12 protein-coding genes and 1 pseudogene are annotated in these 17935 nt (G+C 59.0%); 6 read left to right on the forward strand and 7 right to left on the reverse strand.

The window, feature by feature from the left end:
- Window positions 1–2 precede the first annotated feature (2 nt).
- On the reverse strand, window positions 3–227 hold the full coding sequence (locus tag FHT76_RS13155; protein WP_183755320.1) for a DUF1674 domain-containing protein: 225 nt from the start codon (window positions 225–227) through the stop codon (window positions 3–5).
- A 123-nt stretch (window positions 228–350) separates the two neighbouring features.
- Here FHT76_RS13155 and htpX point away from each other — a divergent pair, with 123 nt between their 5' ends.
- The 4 genes from htpX (at window position 351) to purH (ending at window position 6185) form a co-directional block, all read left to right on the forward strand.
- On the forward strand, window positions 351–1313 hold the full coding sequence (gene htpX / locus FHT76_RS13160) for a zinc metalloprotease HtpX (RefSeq protein ID WP_183864378.1): 963 nt from the start codon (window positions 351–353) through the stop codon (window positions 1311–1313).
- A complete protein-coding gene (locus FHT76_RS13165) occupies window positions 1304–2698 on the forward strand; it encodes an RsmB/NOP family class I SAM-dependent RNA methyltransferase (RefSeq protein WP_259126950.1) in 1395 nt (464 codons plus the stop codon). The genes htpX and FHT76_RS13165 overlap by 10 nt, the downstream gene beginning before the upstream one ends.
- 110 nt (window positions 2699–2808) lie before the next feature.
- Complete coding sequence (locus FHT76_RS13170; RefSeq protein WP_183864376.1) at window positions 2809–4473, forward strand: heparinase II/III family protein; 1665 nt, start codon at window positions 2809–2811, stop codon at window positions 4471–4473.
- A gap of 95 nt (window positions 4474–4568) precedes the next feature.
- Entirely contained in the window at window positions 4569–6185 is a 1617-nt protein-coding gene (gene purH, locus FHT76_RS13175) for a bifunctional phosphoribosylaminoimidazolecarboxamide formyltransferase/IMP cyclohydrolase (RefSeq protein WP_183864375.1), read from the forward strand.
- Between the two features lie 15 nt (window positions 6186–6200).
- Here purH and FHT76_RS13180 read toward each other — a convergent pair whose 3' ends face one another.
- A complete protein-coding gene (locus FHT76_RS13180; protein WP_183864374.1) occupies window positions 6201–7586 on the reverse strand; it encodes an MFS transporter in 1386 nt (461 codons plus the stop codon).
- Between the two features lie 30 nt (window positions 7587–7616).
- The gene (locus tag FHT76_RS13185) at window positions 7617–12392 is read right to left on the reverse strand and encodes an NAD-glutamate dehydrogenase (protein ID WP_259126948.1); all 4776 of its coding nucleotides are present in this window, start codon (window positions 12390–12392) and stop codon (window positions 7617–7619) included.
- Between the two features lie 253 nt (window positions 12393–12645).
- On the opposite strand from FHT76_RS13185, the gene pdxY reads away from it, so the two are divergent.
- Both pdxY and FHT76_RS13195 read left to right on the forward strand, forming a co-directional pair.
- Window positions 12646–13521, forward strand: coding sequence for a pyridoxal kinase PdxY (gene pdxY, locus FHT76_RS13190; protein ID WP_183864430.1), 876 nt, complete (start codon window positions 12646–12648; stop codon window positions 13519–13521).
- Window positions 13522–13577: 56 nt separating this feature from the next.
- Complete coding sequence (locus tag FHT76_RS13195) at window positions 13578–14219, forward strand: carbonic anhydrase (protein ID WP_016556826.1); 642 nt, start codon at window positions 13578–13580, stop codon at window positions 14217–14219.
- 56 nt (window positions 14220–14275) lie between these two features.
- Here FHT76_RS13195 and FHT76_RS13200 read toward each other — a convergent pair whose 3' ends face one another.
- The 4 genes and pseudogenes from FHT76_RS13200 to FHT76_RS13215 form a co-directional block, all read right to left on the reverse strand.
- Window positions 14276–15094 carry a lytic transglycosylase domain-containing protein gene (locus tag FHT76_RS13200; protein WP_114714200.1) on the reverse strand — a complete coding sequence of 273 codons (819 nt, stop codon included), beginning with the start codon at window positions 15092–15094 and terminating at the stop codon, window positions 14276–14278.
- Window positions 15095–15267: 173 nt separating this feature from the next.
- Complete coding sequence (locus tag FHT76_RS13205) at window positions 15268–16302, reverse strand: aspartate-semialdehyde dehydrogenase (RefSeq protein WP_183754936.1); 1035 nt, start codon at window positions 16300–16302, stop codon at window positions 15268–15270.
- A 113-nt stretch (window positions 16303–16415) separates the two neighbouring features.
- Window positions 16416–16601, reverse strand: a pseudogene (locus FHT76_RS13210) (hypothetical protein); the annotation flags it as partial.
- A gap of 55 nt (window positions 16602–16656) precedes the next feature.
- The gene (locus FHT76_RS13215) at window positions 16657–17877 is read right to left on the reverse strand and encodes an OpgC family protein (protein WP_183864372.1); all 1221 of its coding nucleotides are present in this window, start codon (window positions 17875–17877) and stop codon (window positions 16657–16659) included.
- Window positions 17878–17935: the final 58 nt, after the last annotated feature.

The following is a 17935-nucleotide window of genomic DNA, read 5'->3' on the forward strand; positions in this document are numbered from 1 at the left end:
ACTTAGAAATCGATCGCCCTGCCATTGATTTCCCAATCTCCAAAGCGCGAGGGATCTGCGCCGCCGCGGCCACCTATCTCTGCAGGCATTTCTACCGGCTTCTCGTTTCGGCGCCGCTCTTCGGCCTCGGCAAGCGCGCGCTTGGCAGCCGGTGATAGCAACTTCCGAGGAGCCTCGGCAGCCTCAGTCGCCAGGGTTTCGTCGTTGTCGTTGTCTGCTGGCTGCATCATGCGATTCCGCCTGAAAAACATTGAAAATGGCTGGTGAATGACCAAATCATAGAGCGCCAGCGCCGCAATTGAAACCCTCTGGTTTTATGCGGTCCGCTCAGGGGCACTTTGGAGATAGCGATGAATCTTGTCCGTACAGCCATGTTGCTCGCCTTCATGACCGCATTGTTCATGGCCGTCGGCTTCCTAATTGGCGGGCGTGGCGGCATGATGATCGCGTTCGTGATCGCCGCCGGAATGAACTTCTTTTCCTACTGGAATTCCGACCGGATGGTGCTGTCGGCTTATCACGCCCAGGAGATCGACGAGCGCAATGCGCCGGAGTTTTTCACGATCATAAGGGATTTGGCGCGCAATGCTGGCTTGCCGATGCCGAAGGTCTACCTCTACGACAGCCCACAACCAAACGCCTTCGCGACAGGTCGTAATCCGGAAAACGCTGCCGTTGCCGCGTCCACTGGGCTACTGAGTGCGTTGACGCCCCAGGAAGTCGCCGGCGTGATGGCGCACGAACTGGCGCACGTGCAGAATCGCGACACCTTGACGATGACCATCACGGCGACGCTTGCCGGCGCGATTTCCATGCTGGGAAATTTTGCGTTTTTCTTCAGTGGCAACCGAGAAAACAACAACAATCCGCTCGGTTTCGTAGGGGTGTTGCTGGCGATGATCGTCGCGCCGCTTGCTGCAATGATGGTGCAGATGGCCATCAGCCGGACGCGCGAATACTCGGCCGATCGCCGTGGTGCAGAGATTTGTGGTAATCCGCTGTGGCTTGCATCGGCACTTGGCAAGATCGCACGTGGCGCCTCGCAGGTGCCGAACTACGATGCCGAGCGCAATCCGGCAACCGCCCACATGTTCATCATCAATCCGCTGACCGGTGCTGGGATGGATAATCTGTTCTCCACGCACCCGAACACGGAAAACCGGATCGCAGCGCTGCAGGAAATGGCGCGCGGTGGCATGAATATCTCGACGCCGCCGGTTCGCGCTGATAATCCGATGCGCAAATCGCGTTCGGTTCCGAATACCGGTATTGATCGCGGTGGTTCACAACCGCCAAAAGGTCCGTGGTCTTGAATTCTGACGGCAAGAAAAAGCCATTTCGCAAACCAAAGTCTTCCAATTCGGGCTCTGTCGCTGCTCCGGCAAAGCCCGGATTGCAGGTTCGCGCTGCCGCGGCCAAGATCCTGGCGGCCGTCGTCGACCGGAAGCTTTCGCTTGACGGTGCCTTGGACAATGAACATGGCAATCCGGCGTATAAGGCTCTCAATGAGGGTGACCGAGCCCTCGTTCGCGCCATTCTCAATGCGACGCTGCGCCATTTGCCGCGGATCGACGCCGCAATCGCCGGCTTGCTTGAGTCACCCCTTCCGGAAGGCGCGCGGGCCCTGCATCACGTTCTTGCGATTGCCGCCGCGCAAATTCTCTACCTTGATGTGCCGGATCACGCTGCGGTCGACCTCGCCGTCGAGCAATCAAATCAGGACCCCCGGAATCGCCGTTTTGCAAAGCTGGTGAATGCCGTTCTGCGCCGTCTTGGACGCGAGAAAGACCAGATCTTTGCCGAGATCAACTCCATTCCAGTAATGCCGGAATGGTTTCTCGACCGGCTTGAGAAGGCCTACGGCAAGGAAAGGGCGCGATCGATCTCTGACTCGCAGCTGGAGCCGGCGGCTATCGATCTTACGGTCAAGGATGACGCGCAGGGATGGGCGGAACGTCTGGGCGGCCTCGTGCTGCCGACCGGTGGTGTTCGGCTGGCTGCCTTCGAGGGTGGCGTCCCCTCACTGGAAGGATTTGCGGAAGGCGCGTGGTGGGTTCAGGACGCAGCAGCCAGCATTCCCGCCCAATTGTTTGGCGACTTGGCGGGCAAGCGCGTTGCCGATTTATGCGCAGCTCCCGGCGGTAAGACAGCCCAGCTCATCCTTGCCGGAGGCAACGTTACTGCGGTCGAACAGTCCGAAAACCGCATCAAGCGACTGCGAGGGAATCTCGATCGGCTTGGATTGAATGCCGAGACTGTTGCCAGCGACCTCACCAAATACGAGCCGACGGAGCTTTTCGACGCCATACTGCTCGATGCGCCCTGCTCATCGACGGGAACGACGCGTCGCCATCCCGATGTTCTCTGGGCCAAGGGACCGGATGACATAGCGAAACTTGCAAGTCTTCAGGAACGCCTGCTGCGACACGCGATAACCTTGTTGAAGCCGGGCGGGACGATCGTCTTTTCCAATTGCTCGCTTGATCCGGCCGAGGGCGAAGAGGTAATCGCGCGCGTACTTTCCGACACACCGATGCTTGAGCGTGTCGCCATTGATGCCCAGCAGTGGCCGGGCCTGGAATCTGCCATCAATGCCCTCGGAGAATTCCGCACCACACCCGACATGCTCGAAGCTCCCTCCGGTTTTGCCAGCGGACTTGACGGTTTCTACGCCGTCATGATGCGCCGTGTTGCCTGATTGAAAGGCAACTGGCATAGTTGAGCACCTGTCATAATTTGATACGTAAGTGTCACTGATTCCGGGCTTATTCACTTATTCTTAACGACGCGGGTCAATAGACAATAAACATGTGGTCCGGGTTCTCGACTCTTTACGTGGGAGAGGCTTGGCGGCGCACGCTGTGCCGCGGAGCAATCCTGCGGCTGCGTCTCTTCCGCCATACCGTTCACGCCCCGGAGCGGTTGATCGTCGCTCCCACCGACCTGCGCGCGGTCGATCCGCATGTGGCCGACGAGATTTTGAACGGTCGCTTCCCGCTCGCCGGTCGGCTCCTCGAAACCGGTGGCAAGTCGCCCTTCAATTTCAGTCTCCCATCCCGATCATTCGCCCTGCGGCTTCATAGTTTTGGCTGGCTCCGCCACATGCGGACCAAGAAGAGCGACCTGCATTCGAGCGTTGCCCGGTCCATCGTCAACAATTGGCTGTCGCTGCATGGCGGCCGCATCGAAGGTATCGCCTGGGAGATCGATGTTACCGCGCAGCGTGTTATTTCCTGGCTCTCGCATTCGCCTGTCGTTCTCCATAACGCCGATCGCGGCTTCTATCGCCGCTTCCTGCGCTCGCTAGCCTTCCAAGTGCGATTTCTGCGCCGCATGGCAAAGTACGCGCCACCCGGCGAGGTTCGCTTTCGATTGCGCATTGCCCTTGCAATGGCCTCTATTGCCATGCCGACGCGCGCAGGTGCCCTTCGGCGCGCTGCTGATGCACTGGACCAGGAGTTCGACAGCCAGATTCTACCGGATGGCGGGCATGTCTCGCGCAATCCGCGCGTCGGCCTGGAATTGCTCTTGGATCTTCTTCCGCTCCGGCAAACCTATGTCAATCTCGGGCATGATTTGCCGCAGAAGCTGATTTCCGGCATCGATCGCATGTACCCAGCGCTGCGGTTTTTCCGGCACCAGGATGGCGACCTTGCGCTTTTTAACGGCGCAACGTCGACGCTCGCGACGGAATTGATGTCGTTGCTTCGGTACGACGAGACTGCGGGTGATCCCTTCAAGGCGATGCCCCATTCACGTTATCAACGGTTAGCCTCAGGTAGAACGGTGGTCATTGCTGATACAGGATTGCCGCCGGCCGGCAGTCTGTCGCGCACGGCGCATGCGGGTTGCCTGTCGTTTGAGATGTCGTCCGGACGTCACCGCTTTATCGTCAATTCCGGATCGCCGAAGTTTGCCGGCAAGCGCTACGTGCAGATCGCTCGAACGACGGCTGCGCATAGCACGGTGACCGTCAACGACACTTCTTCCAGCCGTTTTGCGTCCTCCGACTTCGTCGCAAACGTTATCACTGACGGCGTGAAAAGCCTGAATGTGGATCGCGTGCTCGCCGATGACGGCCGCGACGTGATCAAGGCAAGCCATGACGGCTACCTCAACGCCTTCGGTGTTCTGCATGAGCGAGAGCTGACCCTGAACGCCACGGGATTGATCGTTACGGGCTGTGATCGGTTGGTTGCGCCGGAAGGCAAGGTCGATGAGGCCGTGCGTGCGGTGGCGCGCTTCCATGCTCACCCATCCATCAATCTGAAGCAGTTCGACAAAGAGTCGGTGATGATGACGGCGCCCGATGGAGAAACATGGCTGTTCTCGTCGCCCGGCAACGAGATCGTCATCGGCGAGGACGTTTTCTTTGCGGATGCTTCGGGCATTTGCGGTTCCGACCAGATCGAGATCGCCTTCTCCTATCCCGAGCGGCCGGAAATACGCTGGTTTTTATCGCGCAAGGGCTAGCGAGTGTTTCCGCGGCGGCAAAGCTGTGCTAACGCGGCGCCATCATCCGCTTATCCCTCGCCGGATATCTCCCGAAGACCAAACGGAGAAGCCTCATGGCCGTTGTTTCCAAGAAAATCCCCGCACCCGACAAGGTCGCAGTCAAGACCGCGTTGCTTTCGGTATCGGACAAGACCGGTATCGTCGAACTCGCGCGTGCGCTCGCCGACAAGGGCGTTCGCCTCCTGTCGACCGGCGGCACTCACAAGACAATTGCGGCGGCCGGTCTTACGGTGACCGATGTTTCCGAGGTCACGGGTTTTCCAGAGATCATGGATGGTCGCGTGAAGACCCTGCACCCGAAAGTGCATGGTGGGCTGCTCGCCATTCGGGACGATGCTGAACATCAGGCGGCAATGAAGGCGCATGGCATCGAGGGTATCGACCTGGTGGTCGTCAACCTCTATCCGTTCGAGGATGTTCGCGCTGCCGGCGGCGACTATGCGACGACTGTCGAGAATATCGATATTGGCGGCCCCGCGATGATCCGCGCATCGGCCAAGAACCATGCCTACGTGACGATCCTGACCGATCCGGCGGACTATCCTGAGTTGCTCGAGCAACTGGCTTCGGACGCCGGTCAGACCAGCTATCCGTTACGCCAGCGGATGGCCGCCAAGGCGTTCGCGCGCACGGCAGCTTATGATGCCATGATTTCCAACTGGTTTTCCGAAGCTCTTTCGATCGACACACCGCGTCATCGCGTCATTGGCGGCGTGCTCAAGGAAGAAATGCGTTATGGCGAAAATCCGCATCAGAAGGCGGCATTCTATGTGACGGGCGAGCGTCGCCCCGGTGTTGCCACCGCGTCGCTGCTGCAGGGCAAACAGCTTTCCTACAACAACATCAACGACACCGATGCGGCTTATGAACTCGTCGCCGAGTTCCTGCCCGAAAAGGCAGCAGCCTGCGCGATCATCAAGCACGCAAACCCCTGTGGCGTGGCGACCGGCACCAACCTGCTGGAAGCCTACAAGCGCGCGCTTGCCTGCGATTCCGTTTCGGCTTTTGGCGGTATCATCGCGCTCAACCAGACGCTCGATGCGGAAACGGCGGAAGAGATTATCAAGCTCTTCACCGAAGTTATCATCGCACCCGACGTCACCGAGGAAGCGAAAGCCATCGTTGCACGCAAGGCAAATCTTCGTCTCCTGACTGCAGGTGGCCTTCCGGATCCGCGCTCAGCCGGCCTGACGGCGAAAACCGTCTCCGGCGGCCTGCTTGTGCAGAGCCGAGACAACGGCATGGCCGAGGATCTGGAGCTCAAGGTGGTTACCAAGCGTGCGCCGACCCCGCAGGAACTCGAAGACATGAAATTTGCCTTCAAGGTAGCCAAGCATGTCAAATCGAACGCCGTGGTTTATGCCAAGGATGGACAGACGGCCGGCATTGGCGCAGGGCAGATGAGCCGCGTCGATTCTGCCCGTATCGCTGGCCTGAAGGCCGAGGAGGCAGCCAGGGCTCTCGGGCTTGCAGAGCCGCTGACACGCGGTTCGGCAGTGGCGTCTGAGGCCTTCCTGCCCTTCGCCGACGGCTTGCTGTCCATGATCGCCGCTGGTGCAACGGCAGTGATCCAGCCCGGTGGATCCATGCGCGACCAGGAAGTGATCGATGCTGCAAATGAGCACAACGTCGCGATGGTCTTCACCGGCATGCGGCACTTCCGCCACTAAACCCGTGGGCTGCCGTTACGCCCTGTCCGCTGGATAGGGCGTACGGAAAAGCAGGACCAGTCCTGCAGCGAGGAAGATTACCAGTGTTGCCATTCCCAAGCGCGACGAACCGGTCGCATAGGTTACGGCGGAAAAGAACAGCGTCGCCAGAAAGCTCGTAGCGCGCCCTGACAGCGCGTAGATGCCAAAATAGCGACCGGCCTCGCTCAGGCTTACGCTGCGCGCGAGATAGGACCGCGAGGACGCCTGCACCGGGCCGAAGGCAAGACCGATCAGCAGACCGTAGGCAATGTATGCCTTCTCCGCTGCCGTACCGAAGAGGCCGCCGGAATCGGCGGTTGGCAGCTTCAGCAAACCAAAGAGAGTGTATCCAGGCCCGGTCGACACTATCCCGATAGTGGCGATCAGCAACATTGTCAGGCTGATAACGATCGTCGACTTAGAGCCTATACGCCGATCAACGCGACCGGCAATGATGCAGCCGAAGATCGCAACGACGTTGAGTATGATTCCGTAGATCCCGATCTCAATCGTCGCCCAGCCGAACATTCCGGCAGCAAAAGCGCCGCCGAGGATCAGCAGCCCGTTGACGCCATCCTGATAGATCATCCGGGCGATGAGGAAGCGAACAATGCCACGGCGATGCTTGAGTTCGGCAAGTGTACTCTTCAACTCGGTAAAGCCGGCTCGCACCGCAGCGCCAAACGGAAGGCCCTTGCTGATGTCAGGTGTGAAAAAGAACATCGGCAGAATGAAGATCAGATACCAGACAGCCGAGATCGGCCCAGTGATACGGGCATCTTCGCCCTGGTGCGGATCGAGACCGAACAACGGATCGAGACCAAGAATTGTTTTGCCGGATTCGAGATTGCCGGCGAGCAGGACCACGACGGCGATAAGAACAATCATCCCGCCGAGATAGCCGAGGCCCCAGGCCGTATTGGATAGTTTGCCGACCTCGTCTTTGCTGACGAGCCGAGGCATCATGGAATCATTGAAGACGATCGAGAACTCGGCCGCGATCGAGGCCAGGATCATGAAGATTATTGGGTAGATCAACGGTGAGCCGGGCGCTGCAAACCAAAGGCCGAAGAGGCTCGCAATCTTGATCACCGCGAAAAACGCGATCCAGGGCTTTCGGGCGCCGGACTGATCGGCGATGGAGCCGAGGATTGGCGACAAAATGGCGATGATCACCGAAGAGATCGTCGCCATGTTGCTCCACATTGCCTGGGCGGAGACCGGATCGGCAGTCAGGCGCGACACGAAGTAGGGACCGAAGATGAAGGTCGTTACAACAGTGAAGAATGGCTGGGCTGCCCAGTCAAAGAGCATCCAGCCCCAGATGCCCTTCTCCGATGCCCTAGCCGGCTGCGTTCCCGTCCAGTCGATGCGATTCACAGTCCGCTCCTGATTCCGAGCGGAACTGTCTCACCTAGCCCCGTCGCGCGCAAGATCGGTCAACAGACCAGCCGCCACGGTGATACGGGCAAGGTTCGGGTCGCCGCTGTCGCTCAACCCCGACAGTTCCTCCGCTATCCGGTTGATCCTGATGCGATCGCCTGCATGCCAAGCTTGGACCGGAAGCTTGTCCTTACCGTGGTTGGCAAGTGCCGAAATGACGATATCGCGTCGCGCGCTTGCGATCTGGTCGATGCTGCGGGCCAGCGCCAGGTTTTCATAGTGGTCAGCCGTGATGATCCGTGAGCCGGCGGCAAGCAAGCGCCCGATCCGGAAGGTCTGGGAGACAGCAAAATAGCTTTCCGCGGCACGCGCCAGCGGTTCGCCCGTGCGGGCAGCGATTTGCATGATCTCAGGTACGAGGGCAAAGCCGAGCAGCCCCGAGATCTCGGCGGCCAACTTATCCGGCACACCGGCGTCACGATACTCCTGCTGCCGCGCTTCGAGCTCCGGCACCGTCTGGTTGGCGAAAATCGGCTTGAGCTTCTTGAGGGCAGTCTGAAGTCCCTCGACAGTTGCGGATATATCGCCCTTGGTCATCTGAGTCTTCAGGAGCAGGCGGGTCAGCACCGTGAACGTATGACTGATTTCCTCGTAGATGCGGTTCTGCATCTGGCCGGAAATCTTGCCATCCAATGCGTCTGTCTCCGCCCAGAGTCGGCTGAGGTCAAACCCATCGCGGGCGATTATCGCGGCCCGAACAACCTCAGGCGCGGATGCCGCCGTCGCATCCGTCATGCTGATGGCAAAGCTTGGGCCGCCGCGGTTGATGGCCTCGTTTGCCAACACTGTCGCAATGATCTCGCGCCGTAGACGGTGGGTATCGATATCCGACGCGTTCGTCTTGCGCATCTTTGCGGGGAAGTAGTTCGAAAGTGTTGCCGCGAAATAGGGATCGTCCGGCAGATCGCTGGCAGCCAATGCGTCGAACAGCACGATCTTCGCATAGGACAGCAGAACGCCGATTTCGGGTCGGGTGAGCGGCTTGCCAGCGGTATAGCGTTCCGCGAGGACCGTGTCGTCGGGAAGGGTCTCCACCTTCCGGTTCAGCTGCTTTGCGCCTTCGAGCACTGTCATGAGCCGAGCAAGTTCCAGCCCGTTGGCAGTGCCCTTGCGCTCGGTCAGCGATATCGCGAGAGACTGCAAATAGTTGTTCCGCAGCACGAGCCTGCCGACCTCGTCCGTCATGGAAGAAAGAAGCTGATCGCGCTTTGACCGAGTCAGGCGACCGTCGTGCATTGCTGCTGCGAGAGCAATCTTGATATTGACCTCGACGTCGGACGTGTTGACGCCGGCCGAATTGTCGATTGCGTCGGAATTGCAGCGCCCGCCTCGCATTCCATAGGCGATACGACCTTTCTGTGTGACACCAAGGTTTGCGCCTTCGCCGATCACCTTGGCGCGCACGTCTTCGGCAACAACGCGAATTGGGTCGTTGGCACGATCGCCGACTTCAGCATCGGTTTCCGACGGCGCCTTAACGTAGGTGCCGATGCCACCGAACCAAAGCAGGTCGACCGGGCTCTTCAAGATGGCCGTCATGATCTCGAACGGCGTTGCTACGGCCTTGTCGATGCCAATCGCAGCCACCGCTTCCGGCGTCAGAGTGACGGACTTTGCCGAGCGCGAAATAATCATCGCACCTTTCGAAAGGACGCTCTTGTCGAAATCCTGCCAGCTCGACCGTGCCAGGTTGAAGAGTCGCTGCCTTTCGGCAAGCGTCTTCGCCATATCTGGATCGGGATCGATGACGATGTCGCGATGGTCGAAGGCCGCAATCAGCCGGATTTTGGGCGACAACAGCATGCCGTTGCCGAAGACGTCGCCCGACATGTCGCCGACGCCGGCGACCGTGAACGGCGCGGTCTGGATGTCGATGTCCATTTCGCGGAAGTGGCGCTTTACCGTTTCCCAGGCGCCGCGAGCGGTGATCCCCATCTTCTTGTGGTCATAGCCAGCCGATCCGCCCGAGGCGAAGGCATCATCGAGCCAGAAGCCCGCTTCCTGAGCAAGCGCGTTGGCGGTGTCCGAGAAAGTCGCAGTTCCCTTGTCGGCTGCCACGACGAAGTAGGGGTCGTCGCCGTCGAGCCTCACCGTATCCATTGGCGGCACGATATCGGGGCCACTGATGTTGTCAGTAATGGACAGCAACGTGCGGATATAGGTCTTGTAAGCCTCGCGGCCGGCATTGAAGACTTCGTCGCGGCTGCCGCCAGCCGGCAGTTTCTTCGGGTAGAAGCCGCCTTTGGCGCCGACCGGTACAATGACGGCGTTCTTGACCTGCTGTGCCTTCACCAGGCCGAGTACTTCGGTCCGGTAATCTTCGGCACGGTCCGACCAACGCAAGCCGCCACGCGCCACCTTGCCGAAGCGCAGATGGACACCTTCGACTTCGACGCCGTAGACGAACATCTCGCGGAATGGTCGCGGTTCAGGGAGTCCGTCGACCAGATGCGGATCCAGCTTGAAGGCCAGCATCGCCTTCGGCGAGCCGTCCGCATTGCGTTGGAAGTAATTTGTCCTCAAGGTGGCGTCCACTACGTTGACGTAACGGCGAAGGATGCGATCATCATCGAGGCTCGGCACATCGGAGAGAGCCGCCTCGATCCTCTGATGATGCTCGGCCGCCTTCTTGATCCGTACCTTCTCGGAGATCTTGGGATCGAGCGCGTCGTAGAACAGCCGGAATATCATTGCCGCGATGACCGGATACTTGTCCAGCGTCGTAGCGATGTAATCCAGCGAGTAGGGAATGCCCGCCTGACGCAGGTAGCGCGCATAGGCGCGAAGTACGCTGGTTTCGCGTGCAGTCAATCCGGCCGAAACGATGAGCCGGTTGAAGTTGTCGTTGTCGATGACGCCGCTGAATGCAGCTAGGAATGCTTCTTCCAGCATTTCGCCATGACGGTGAAGGTCGATTTGTATGCCCCCCCGCGGCTCCAGTTCCATATCATGCAACACAACCAGCGTTTCCGCGCCGCCGTGGAGGGTTACGTCGATGTCGAATGTTCCCTCACTAATGACGTTGAAGCCGAGGTTTTCAAGCAGCGGTACGCGGCGGGACAGGGCAAGTTGGCCGCCGGAATGGAAGATCTTCAGGCAAAGCAGCTCAACGCCGTCTTTTTCCCGCGTGTAGAACGCGATGCGGATCGGCTCCCCGGCCGCGCAGGCGGCGATATCCTCGAGATCGTAAAAGGTTTCTTCCGGCGGGAAGAGATCCTGGAAGGCGTGGCTTACGTGCAACTGAGGGGCCTTCGGCCCGGCTAGGGCTTCGAACCGATCATCCCACCGCGCGGTGATGGCGCGAATGGCTTCTTCCAGCTTTGCCTGCGGTACGCGAGGGGTCTTGCCTCCGGACCGGCCGATGATGAAGTGGACGCGTGCGACACCACCCTCCGGGAAAGCCGGATAGTAGGCCGAGACACGGCCATCGTAGACGGTCTTCAGATAGGTCCCGATCTTCTCACGCACGATCGAGTCATACTCTTCGCGTGGGACGTAAACGATCACCGATACAAATCGGTCGAAATGGTCTATGCGCGGCAGGACTCGGACACGCGGCCGATCGGCAAGATCGTTGATCTGCTCGGCGAAGCCGGCCAGAAGCGGTGTGTCGATCTGGAAGAGGTCGTCGCGCGGATAAGATTCCAGCGTGTTATCGAGCATACGGCCCGAGTGGCTCATTGGGTCGAAGCCGAAATGTTCCTTCACTCGCTCGATCTTGGAGCGGAGCAGCGGGATATCGCTTGCAAGCGACGTGTAGGCAGTCGAGGTGAACAGACCGACAATACGCAGTTCGCCCGTCACATTGCCGTCGGCGTCGAAGCGCTTGACCCCCACATAGTCCATGTAGGCGCGGCGATGGACGATCGACTTCACATTGGCCTTGGTCACGATCAGGAAGTCCGGGCCATCCAGGAATGCCAGGATTTCCGGGGTCGTCGTCACCGCATCCTTGCCGGTGCGCAGAACGAGAACGTCGGGGTTCGACAGGATGCCAAGACCCGTGCCCTTGTCGCGTTCGACCTTCGCGCTCGCGCCCTTGCCGGAGTAGACATACTCCCGCATGCCGAGGAAGGTGAAATTTGCGTCGCGGAGCCAGGTCAGGAAGGCAAGCGCTTCGTCCCGTTCAGTCTTCCGCCGGCTGGCATTGTAGGCGGAAAGCTCATCGATCACCGTTCCAAGCTTATCCAGCATGGGTCTCCAGTCGGATACCGTTACCCGCACTTGCTCGACCACCGTTTTCACTCGCTTGACAAGCTCAGCGGCCTGGGCCGCTGTCAGGGGCGCAAGATGTAGCTGGATGTGACTGACGCGATTGGCCGGCTCGCTCGGGAGATCAGCGGAGTAAAGTTCGGGAGCCTTGCCGGGCTCCATCACCAGGATCGGATGCACGGCCATGTAAAGGTCGCGATAGCTGCTGGTAACCTCGCCCATCACCGATTCATACAGGAACGGCATGTTGCGGTCGGTCACCGAGAGAATGGATACCGCAACACCGCCCGGCTCCACGTCGGCAATCGTATCGATGGTGATACGTGCCGAGTTGCTGCCCCAGGCAGCCAGTTCCTTGGCCGAATGAACGGCGGAAAGCGCCAACATCTCCGGTGTGTATTGCTCCAGGTCATCGCCGCTGGCACGCCCAAAGAGGATATCAGGATCGAGATAGGTTTCCCCGGTTGCAGCCGCGATTTTGGTCGCGCTTTCAAGCTGTTTTTCTCGTTTCGGATTGTTTCGACCAGCCATCGCAGATACTCCCTCATCTCCTCGATTTGGCGCAAAGTAGCAGAAGATTTGACGAAAGAATCTCTAAATGAGCGCTTTCTGAGGCAGCTTTCATGCGTTTTTGGCCACCGCAACGCAAATTTTCGAAAGATTTTGCTTCGTCGTAGATATGTGGAAATTTCCCGAGCCGACGTTTTCATGTCTCTATGAAGAGCGGTTGACAGTGAAGCAGCAAAAAGGGGATCAACGGGTGTCGAAAGCTGAGTGGAGCATCATGTCGGAAAGTGCTGCAGGAACTGTCATCGTCATCTCCAGCCATGTTGTGCGTGGTTCTGTCGGAAATCGCGCGGCGGTCTTTGCGCTGGAGACCCTCGGCCACCAGGTCTGGGCGCTGCCGACGATCGTGCTCCCCTGGCATCCCGGCCATGGTCGGTCAACGCGGCTGACATTTACCGAAGCAGATTTTGACGCGGCGATTGAGGATCTCATCCGCGCGCCGTGGATCGGCGAAGTGAAGGCCGTTCTTTCGGGCTATTTCGGCAATGCGGCGCAGGCACGCTCGGTTGCCCGGCTCGTGACTGCTTTGCGCGAACGAAAGCCTGAATTGTTTTATGTCTGCGATCCGGTGATGGGGGACCTGGGTGGGCTCTATGTGCCGCAGGCAACGGCGGAGGCGATCAGGGATCATCTGATACCCCTCGCGTCGCTTGCGACGCCCAATCGCTATGAGCTTGCTTGGCTCGTTGGCGCCTCGCTGGATGACAATACGGCGATCATGGATGCCGCGCTGTCGCTGGGGCCGTCTCGCATGCTGGTAACGTCAGCCGTGCCGATGATGGCAGGCGGCACGGGGAACCTCTATCTTTCGGGGCGCCACGCGCTGTTGGCGGAACATCGCCTTATCGACAAGCCGCCGAATGGTCTTGGCGATCTCCTTGCGGCCCTGTTTCTATCGCGGCTTCTCTCCGGCATGGAGGACGAAAAGGCGCTCCAGCTTGCAACGGCAAGCGTCTATGAGGTGCTTGCTCGCGCTGTGAAGCGGGGCAGCGATGAACTGACGCTTGCGAGCGACTCCTCGAGCCTGACAACGCCGATGGCAATGGTTCAGATGAGGCGCCTGCTGCATCCGGCCCAAAGGCGCAAGGGCTAGCGGCTATCGTGCGGTGCGATATTGATCTTGTATTGCGCAGGCTGTAATCGAAGATCATGCAGCATTTTCCAAGCACCCTTCTAGACGGTTATCGCAACTTTATGAACGGGCGTTATGCGGACGCCCGTGATCGCTATCGGACACTAGCGGAGCACGGGCAGAACCCCAGTACGCTTGTGGTAGCCTGCTCGGATTCCCGTGCTGCGCCCGAACTGATTTTCGACGCCGGCCCGGGCGAACTTTTCGTCGTCCGGAATGTCGCCAACATGGTGCCGCCCTATGAGCCGGATGGGCATTTCCACTCGACGTCTGCCGCGCTGGAATTTGCGGTTCAGGCCCTGAAGGTTACAGATATCGTCGTCATGGGCCACGGCCGTTGTGGTGGCATTAGGGCGGCTCTGGACCCGAGCGCTGAACCTCTTTCTCCCGGTGACTTTATTGGACGCTGGATGTCGCTCGTGAAGCCTGCGGCAGAACAGATCGGCGCCAACGACGTGATGACTGCCGCCGAGCGTCAAACTGCACTCGAGCGAGTATCGATCCGCAATTCGATTGAGAATCTCAGGACATTCCCGAACATCAAGGCCTTGGAAGAGGCCGGTGAGATCGCGCTTCATGGAGCATGGTTCGACATTTCGACCGGTGAACTGTGGGTGATGGATGCCGAAACCCGCGACTTCATTCGACCGGATGTCTAAGCCCAAATAAAAAGCGCCGAACTTCAGTTCGGCGCTCGTGGCTCAGTGTTGGATTCTCAGTTTCCGTCGATCTGCTGGCCGATGTAGGCAATGGCCTGCTGATAGACCGTCGCGGCATTCCAGCCGGCGATCGCTGCAAAGTTGGGTTCGCCGGGCTGATAGCCGGCGCCGGCCTGCCAACCATGGCCCTTCAGGAAATTAGCCGTCGAGGCCAGCGCATCCGCGCGCGAGCCGACCATGTCGACGCGACCGTCGCCGTCGCCATCGGCGCCGAAGCGCACGACATTGCGTGGCAGAAACTGCGTCTGGCCAATCTCGCCGTGCGCGGCGCCTCGCGCCTGCGGGCTGAGGTAGCCTTCCGAGACGAGTTGAAGCGCTGCGTAAAGCTGATCGGTGAAATAATCAGAGCGCCGGCAATCGTAAGCAAGTGTCGATACGGCCGACATGGTGTGCTGGTTGCCCATGTAGCTGCCGAAGCCGGTCTCCATGCCCCAGATCGCGATCAGCGGGCCAGCGGGAACACCATATCGGCGTTCGATCGATGCAAAGAGCGCAGCATTGGCACGCTTCATACCCTTACCACGGGAAATGATCGTTGCACCGCCGCGCTTCTGCATGAAAGCGTCGAAGGAAAGCTTGAAGCTCTTCTGGCCGCGGTCTGCGGCGATGGTCGGTCTGTTATAGGAAACGTTCGCAAAAGCGCGATCAAGAACCGACGGGCTCACGCCGTTCGCAGCAGCCTCTTGCTTGAACTCGCCAACCCAGGCGTCGAAGCCGGCACCGTTATTGCCGCACTGGGCGGCTGTGGCCGCTGCCGGAACTGCGTGGAGAGTACAGGCCGCCGCAGCTGCCAGCAAAAATTTCGTCATGCGCATGGAGATACCCCGATCCCGATCTGACTAGCCTTCAAACCGGGCCAGCTGCCCGCTTCCGGCAATATTGTCACCGTCTTTGAATTGGCAAGCGCGGGAGGCCGAAAACGGCAAACCCGCGCCCAGCAAGCCCTACCTTAATAAGCGGGACTTAACAAATCACAGTTAACAGTTGGTTAGGCTGCCTTCTTGCGTGGCTTCACAAGTCCGCGATTGATGAGAAGCTCGGCGATCTGGATCGCGTTGAGCGCAGCCCCCTTGCGAAGGTTGTCGGAAACCACCCACATGTTCAGGCCGTTCTCGACCGTCGCATCTTCGCGGATGCGCGAGATGTAGGTCGCGTCTTCTCCGGCAGACTCGTATGGCGTGATGTAGCCACCGTTCTCGCGCTTGTCGATGACGAGGCAGCCCGGAGCTTCGCGCAGGATATCGCGTGCCTGATCGGCAGTGATTTCGTTCTCGAACTCGATGTTGACCGACTCGGAGTGGCCAATGAAGACCGGAACGCGAACTGCCGTGCAGGTCACCTTGATCTTCGGATCGAGCATCTTCTTGGTTTCGGCGAGAACCTTCCACTCTTCCTTCGTGTAGCCGTCTTCCATGAAGCTATCGATGTGCGGAATGACGTTGAAGGCAATACGCTTCGTGAACTTCTTGTTCTCGATCGGATCCGCTACGAAGACGGCGCGGGTCTGGTTGAACAGCTCGTCCATACCATCCTTGCCGGCGCCGGAAACCGATTGATAGGTCGAAACAACGACGCGCTTGATCTTGGCGAAGTCGTGCAGCGGCTTGAGAGCAACGACGAGCTGTGCAGTCGAGCAATTCGGGTTGGCGATGATATTGCGCTTGGTGAACTGGGTAACGGCGTCCGGGTTCACTTCCGGAACGATCAGCGGTACGTCCGCGTCGTAGCGCCATGCCGAGGAGTTGTCGATGACAACGCAACCCTGTGCGCCGATCTTGGGAGACCACTTCTTGGAGACCTCGCCGCCTGCCGACATCAGGCAGATATCGGTGTCGGAGAAATCGTAATTCTCGAGATTTGCGACCTTCAGCGTCTTGTCGCCGTAGGACACTTCCGTGCCCTGCGAGCGCGCGGACGCAAGTGCTACGACTTCATCGGCAGGGAAACCGCGCTCGGAGAGGATGTTGAGCATTTCCCGACCGACATTTCCGGTCGCTCCCGCAACTGCAACTTTAAAACCCATTTCTCAAGCTCTCTTTCTCTTCTCTCCTCTTGTCCGGTGAGGGGGGAAGCGCGAAAACATCGCGTCTTCCTTGTCCCCAGCCGAGCCGGGGAGAGAGCGGCAGGCCAGAGACGTTAGACGGTTTTCGTCGTCGTTTTGGCCTTGGTTTTGGAAGAAACCGGAACGGCAATATCCATCCCGGCACTAAGTGCCCGGTCATTGCATGCAGCAATGGCGTGTTCGTGGCGAACCATGGATATTCCTTTTCCGCCGTTGCTCTTAAAAGGTTTTCCACAGGAGTCAAGGTTTTTGCAATTGGAGTACGCAGCAGGATAGCGGGCTGGGAGCGTCGAACCGCCGAAAGCGTCTCGCCTCCTAACGCCGATCCCTAGAACGATCGACGTGCGCGGGAACCGGAACGAAACCTCGGTCGGGCAACCGCCTGTGGCTCCCGGCCTCCAATTTCCGCTTACGCTCAAGATGATAGGCATAGGCAAACTGGACAGCGATGCCGATCACCACAAAGATCGGGCCGACGATGCGATCGTGGTTGTTGATGTAGAGCACCACCTGACCCACCATCGCCAAAATCGTGCCGGCGACAAAAATGCTGAGCGAATGGCGACCAAGAATGGTCAGCGGGTTGTCCGTGGACCTGCGAAGCAAGCGCGAGATCGCTGGAATATTGAGGACGAGATAGGTGAGTGCCAGGACGTGCAGCAGCCTCGGCAGCGACAGGAATGTTTTGTCGAAGCCCGTCAGCACCGGCGGCAACCCGAACGACGCCAGCGCAATTCCGAAACTCCAGAGTTGACCGACAACCCAGGCAAAGGACAAGGTGACATAGGCGGCCGCAAGTCCAAAGAGAACGGGATGTTGCGGCAGTTTGCCGCCGCGGCGCACATGCATCATTCCGACAATGCCGATGGTGAAGAGGAATTGCCAGGACAACGGGTTAAGGAACCAATAGCCCTCAATCAGCATGTTGTGAGGAGCAATTTCGTAGACGCCGGCAACCAGCCATACGGCGCCCGAAACGGCAAGCGCAAGGAGCGGGCTTACGGCATTGAGCAACAGTATGACCGGCACCATCAACATCAGTGCGCCATACATCGGGAGAATATTGTTGTAGCCGATCTGGTGCCCAAGCAGTAGCAGCGAGGGAATGCCGGCCTTCAGATTGGTGAGAACGGCAAGGATGTTGATCTCACACAGAAGCCCAGGCCGATGGAAGATCCAAGCGCCGGTCAGAAAAAGAGCCAGCGTCATGAACGTCGTAATCATGTGAGCCAGGTAAAGTGTAAACGATCGCTTCGTGGCCTTCATCGCCGTCTGCCACCAGGTGGCCGGTTGAAAGCGCGATCCATAGGCCAGGCCGACCGCAATCCCCGAGATTAGGACGAAGCCTTCGGCTGCATCGGAAAATCCAAAATTCTTGGTTGTGAGATTCTCAAAAATCTGCCCTGGGACATGATTGATAAAAATCGTGATGAGCGCGAGGCCGCGCAGAACGTCCAATCTGGTGTCACGTTTCGGCGTCGCTACCGACACAGAAATTTGCTTGGCGCTGATCTTTCCTTCAAGCGCTACGGCCATGGACTTCTCCTGCTTTACGATTTGCAAACGCAGTTGCGGCCAAAAGGGTTCCCTTTTG

The organism is Rhizobium sp. BK176, assembly GCF_024808055.1.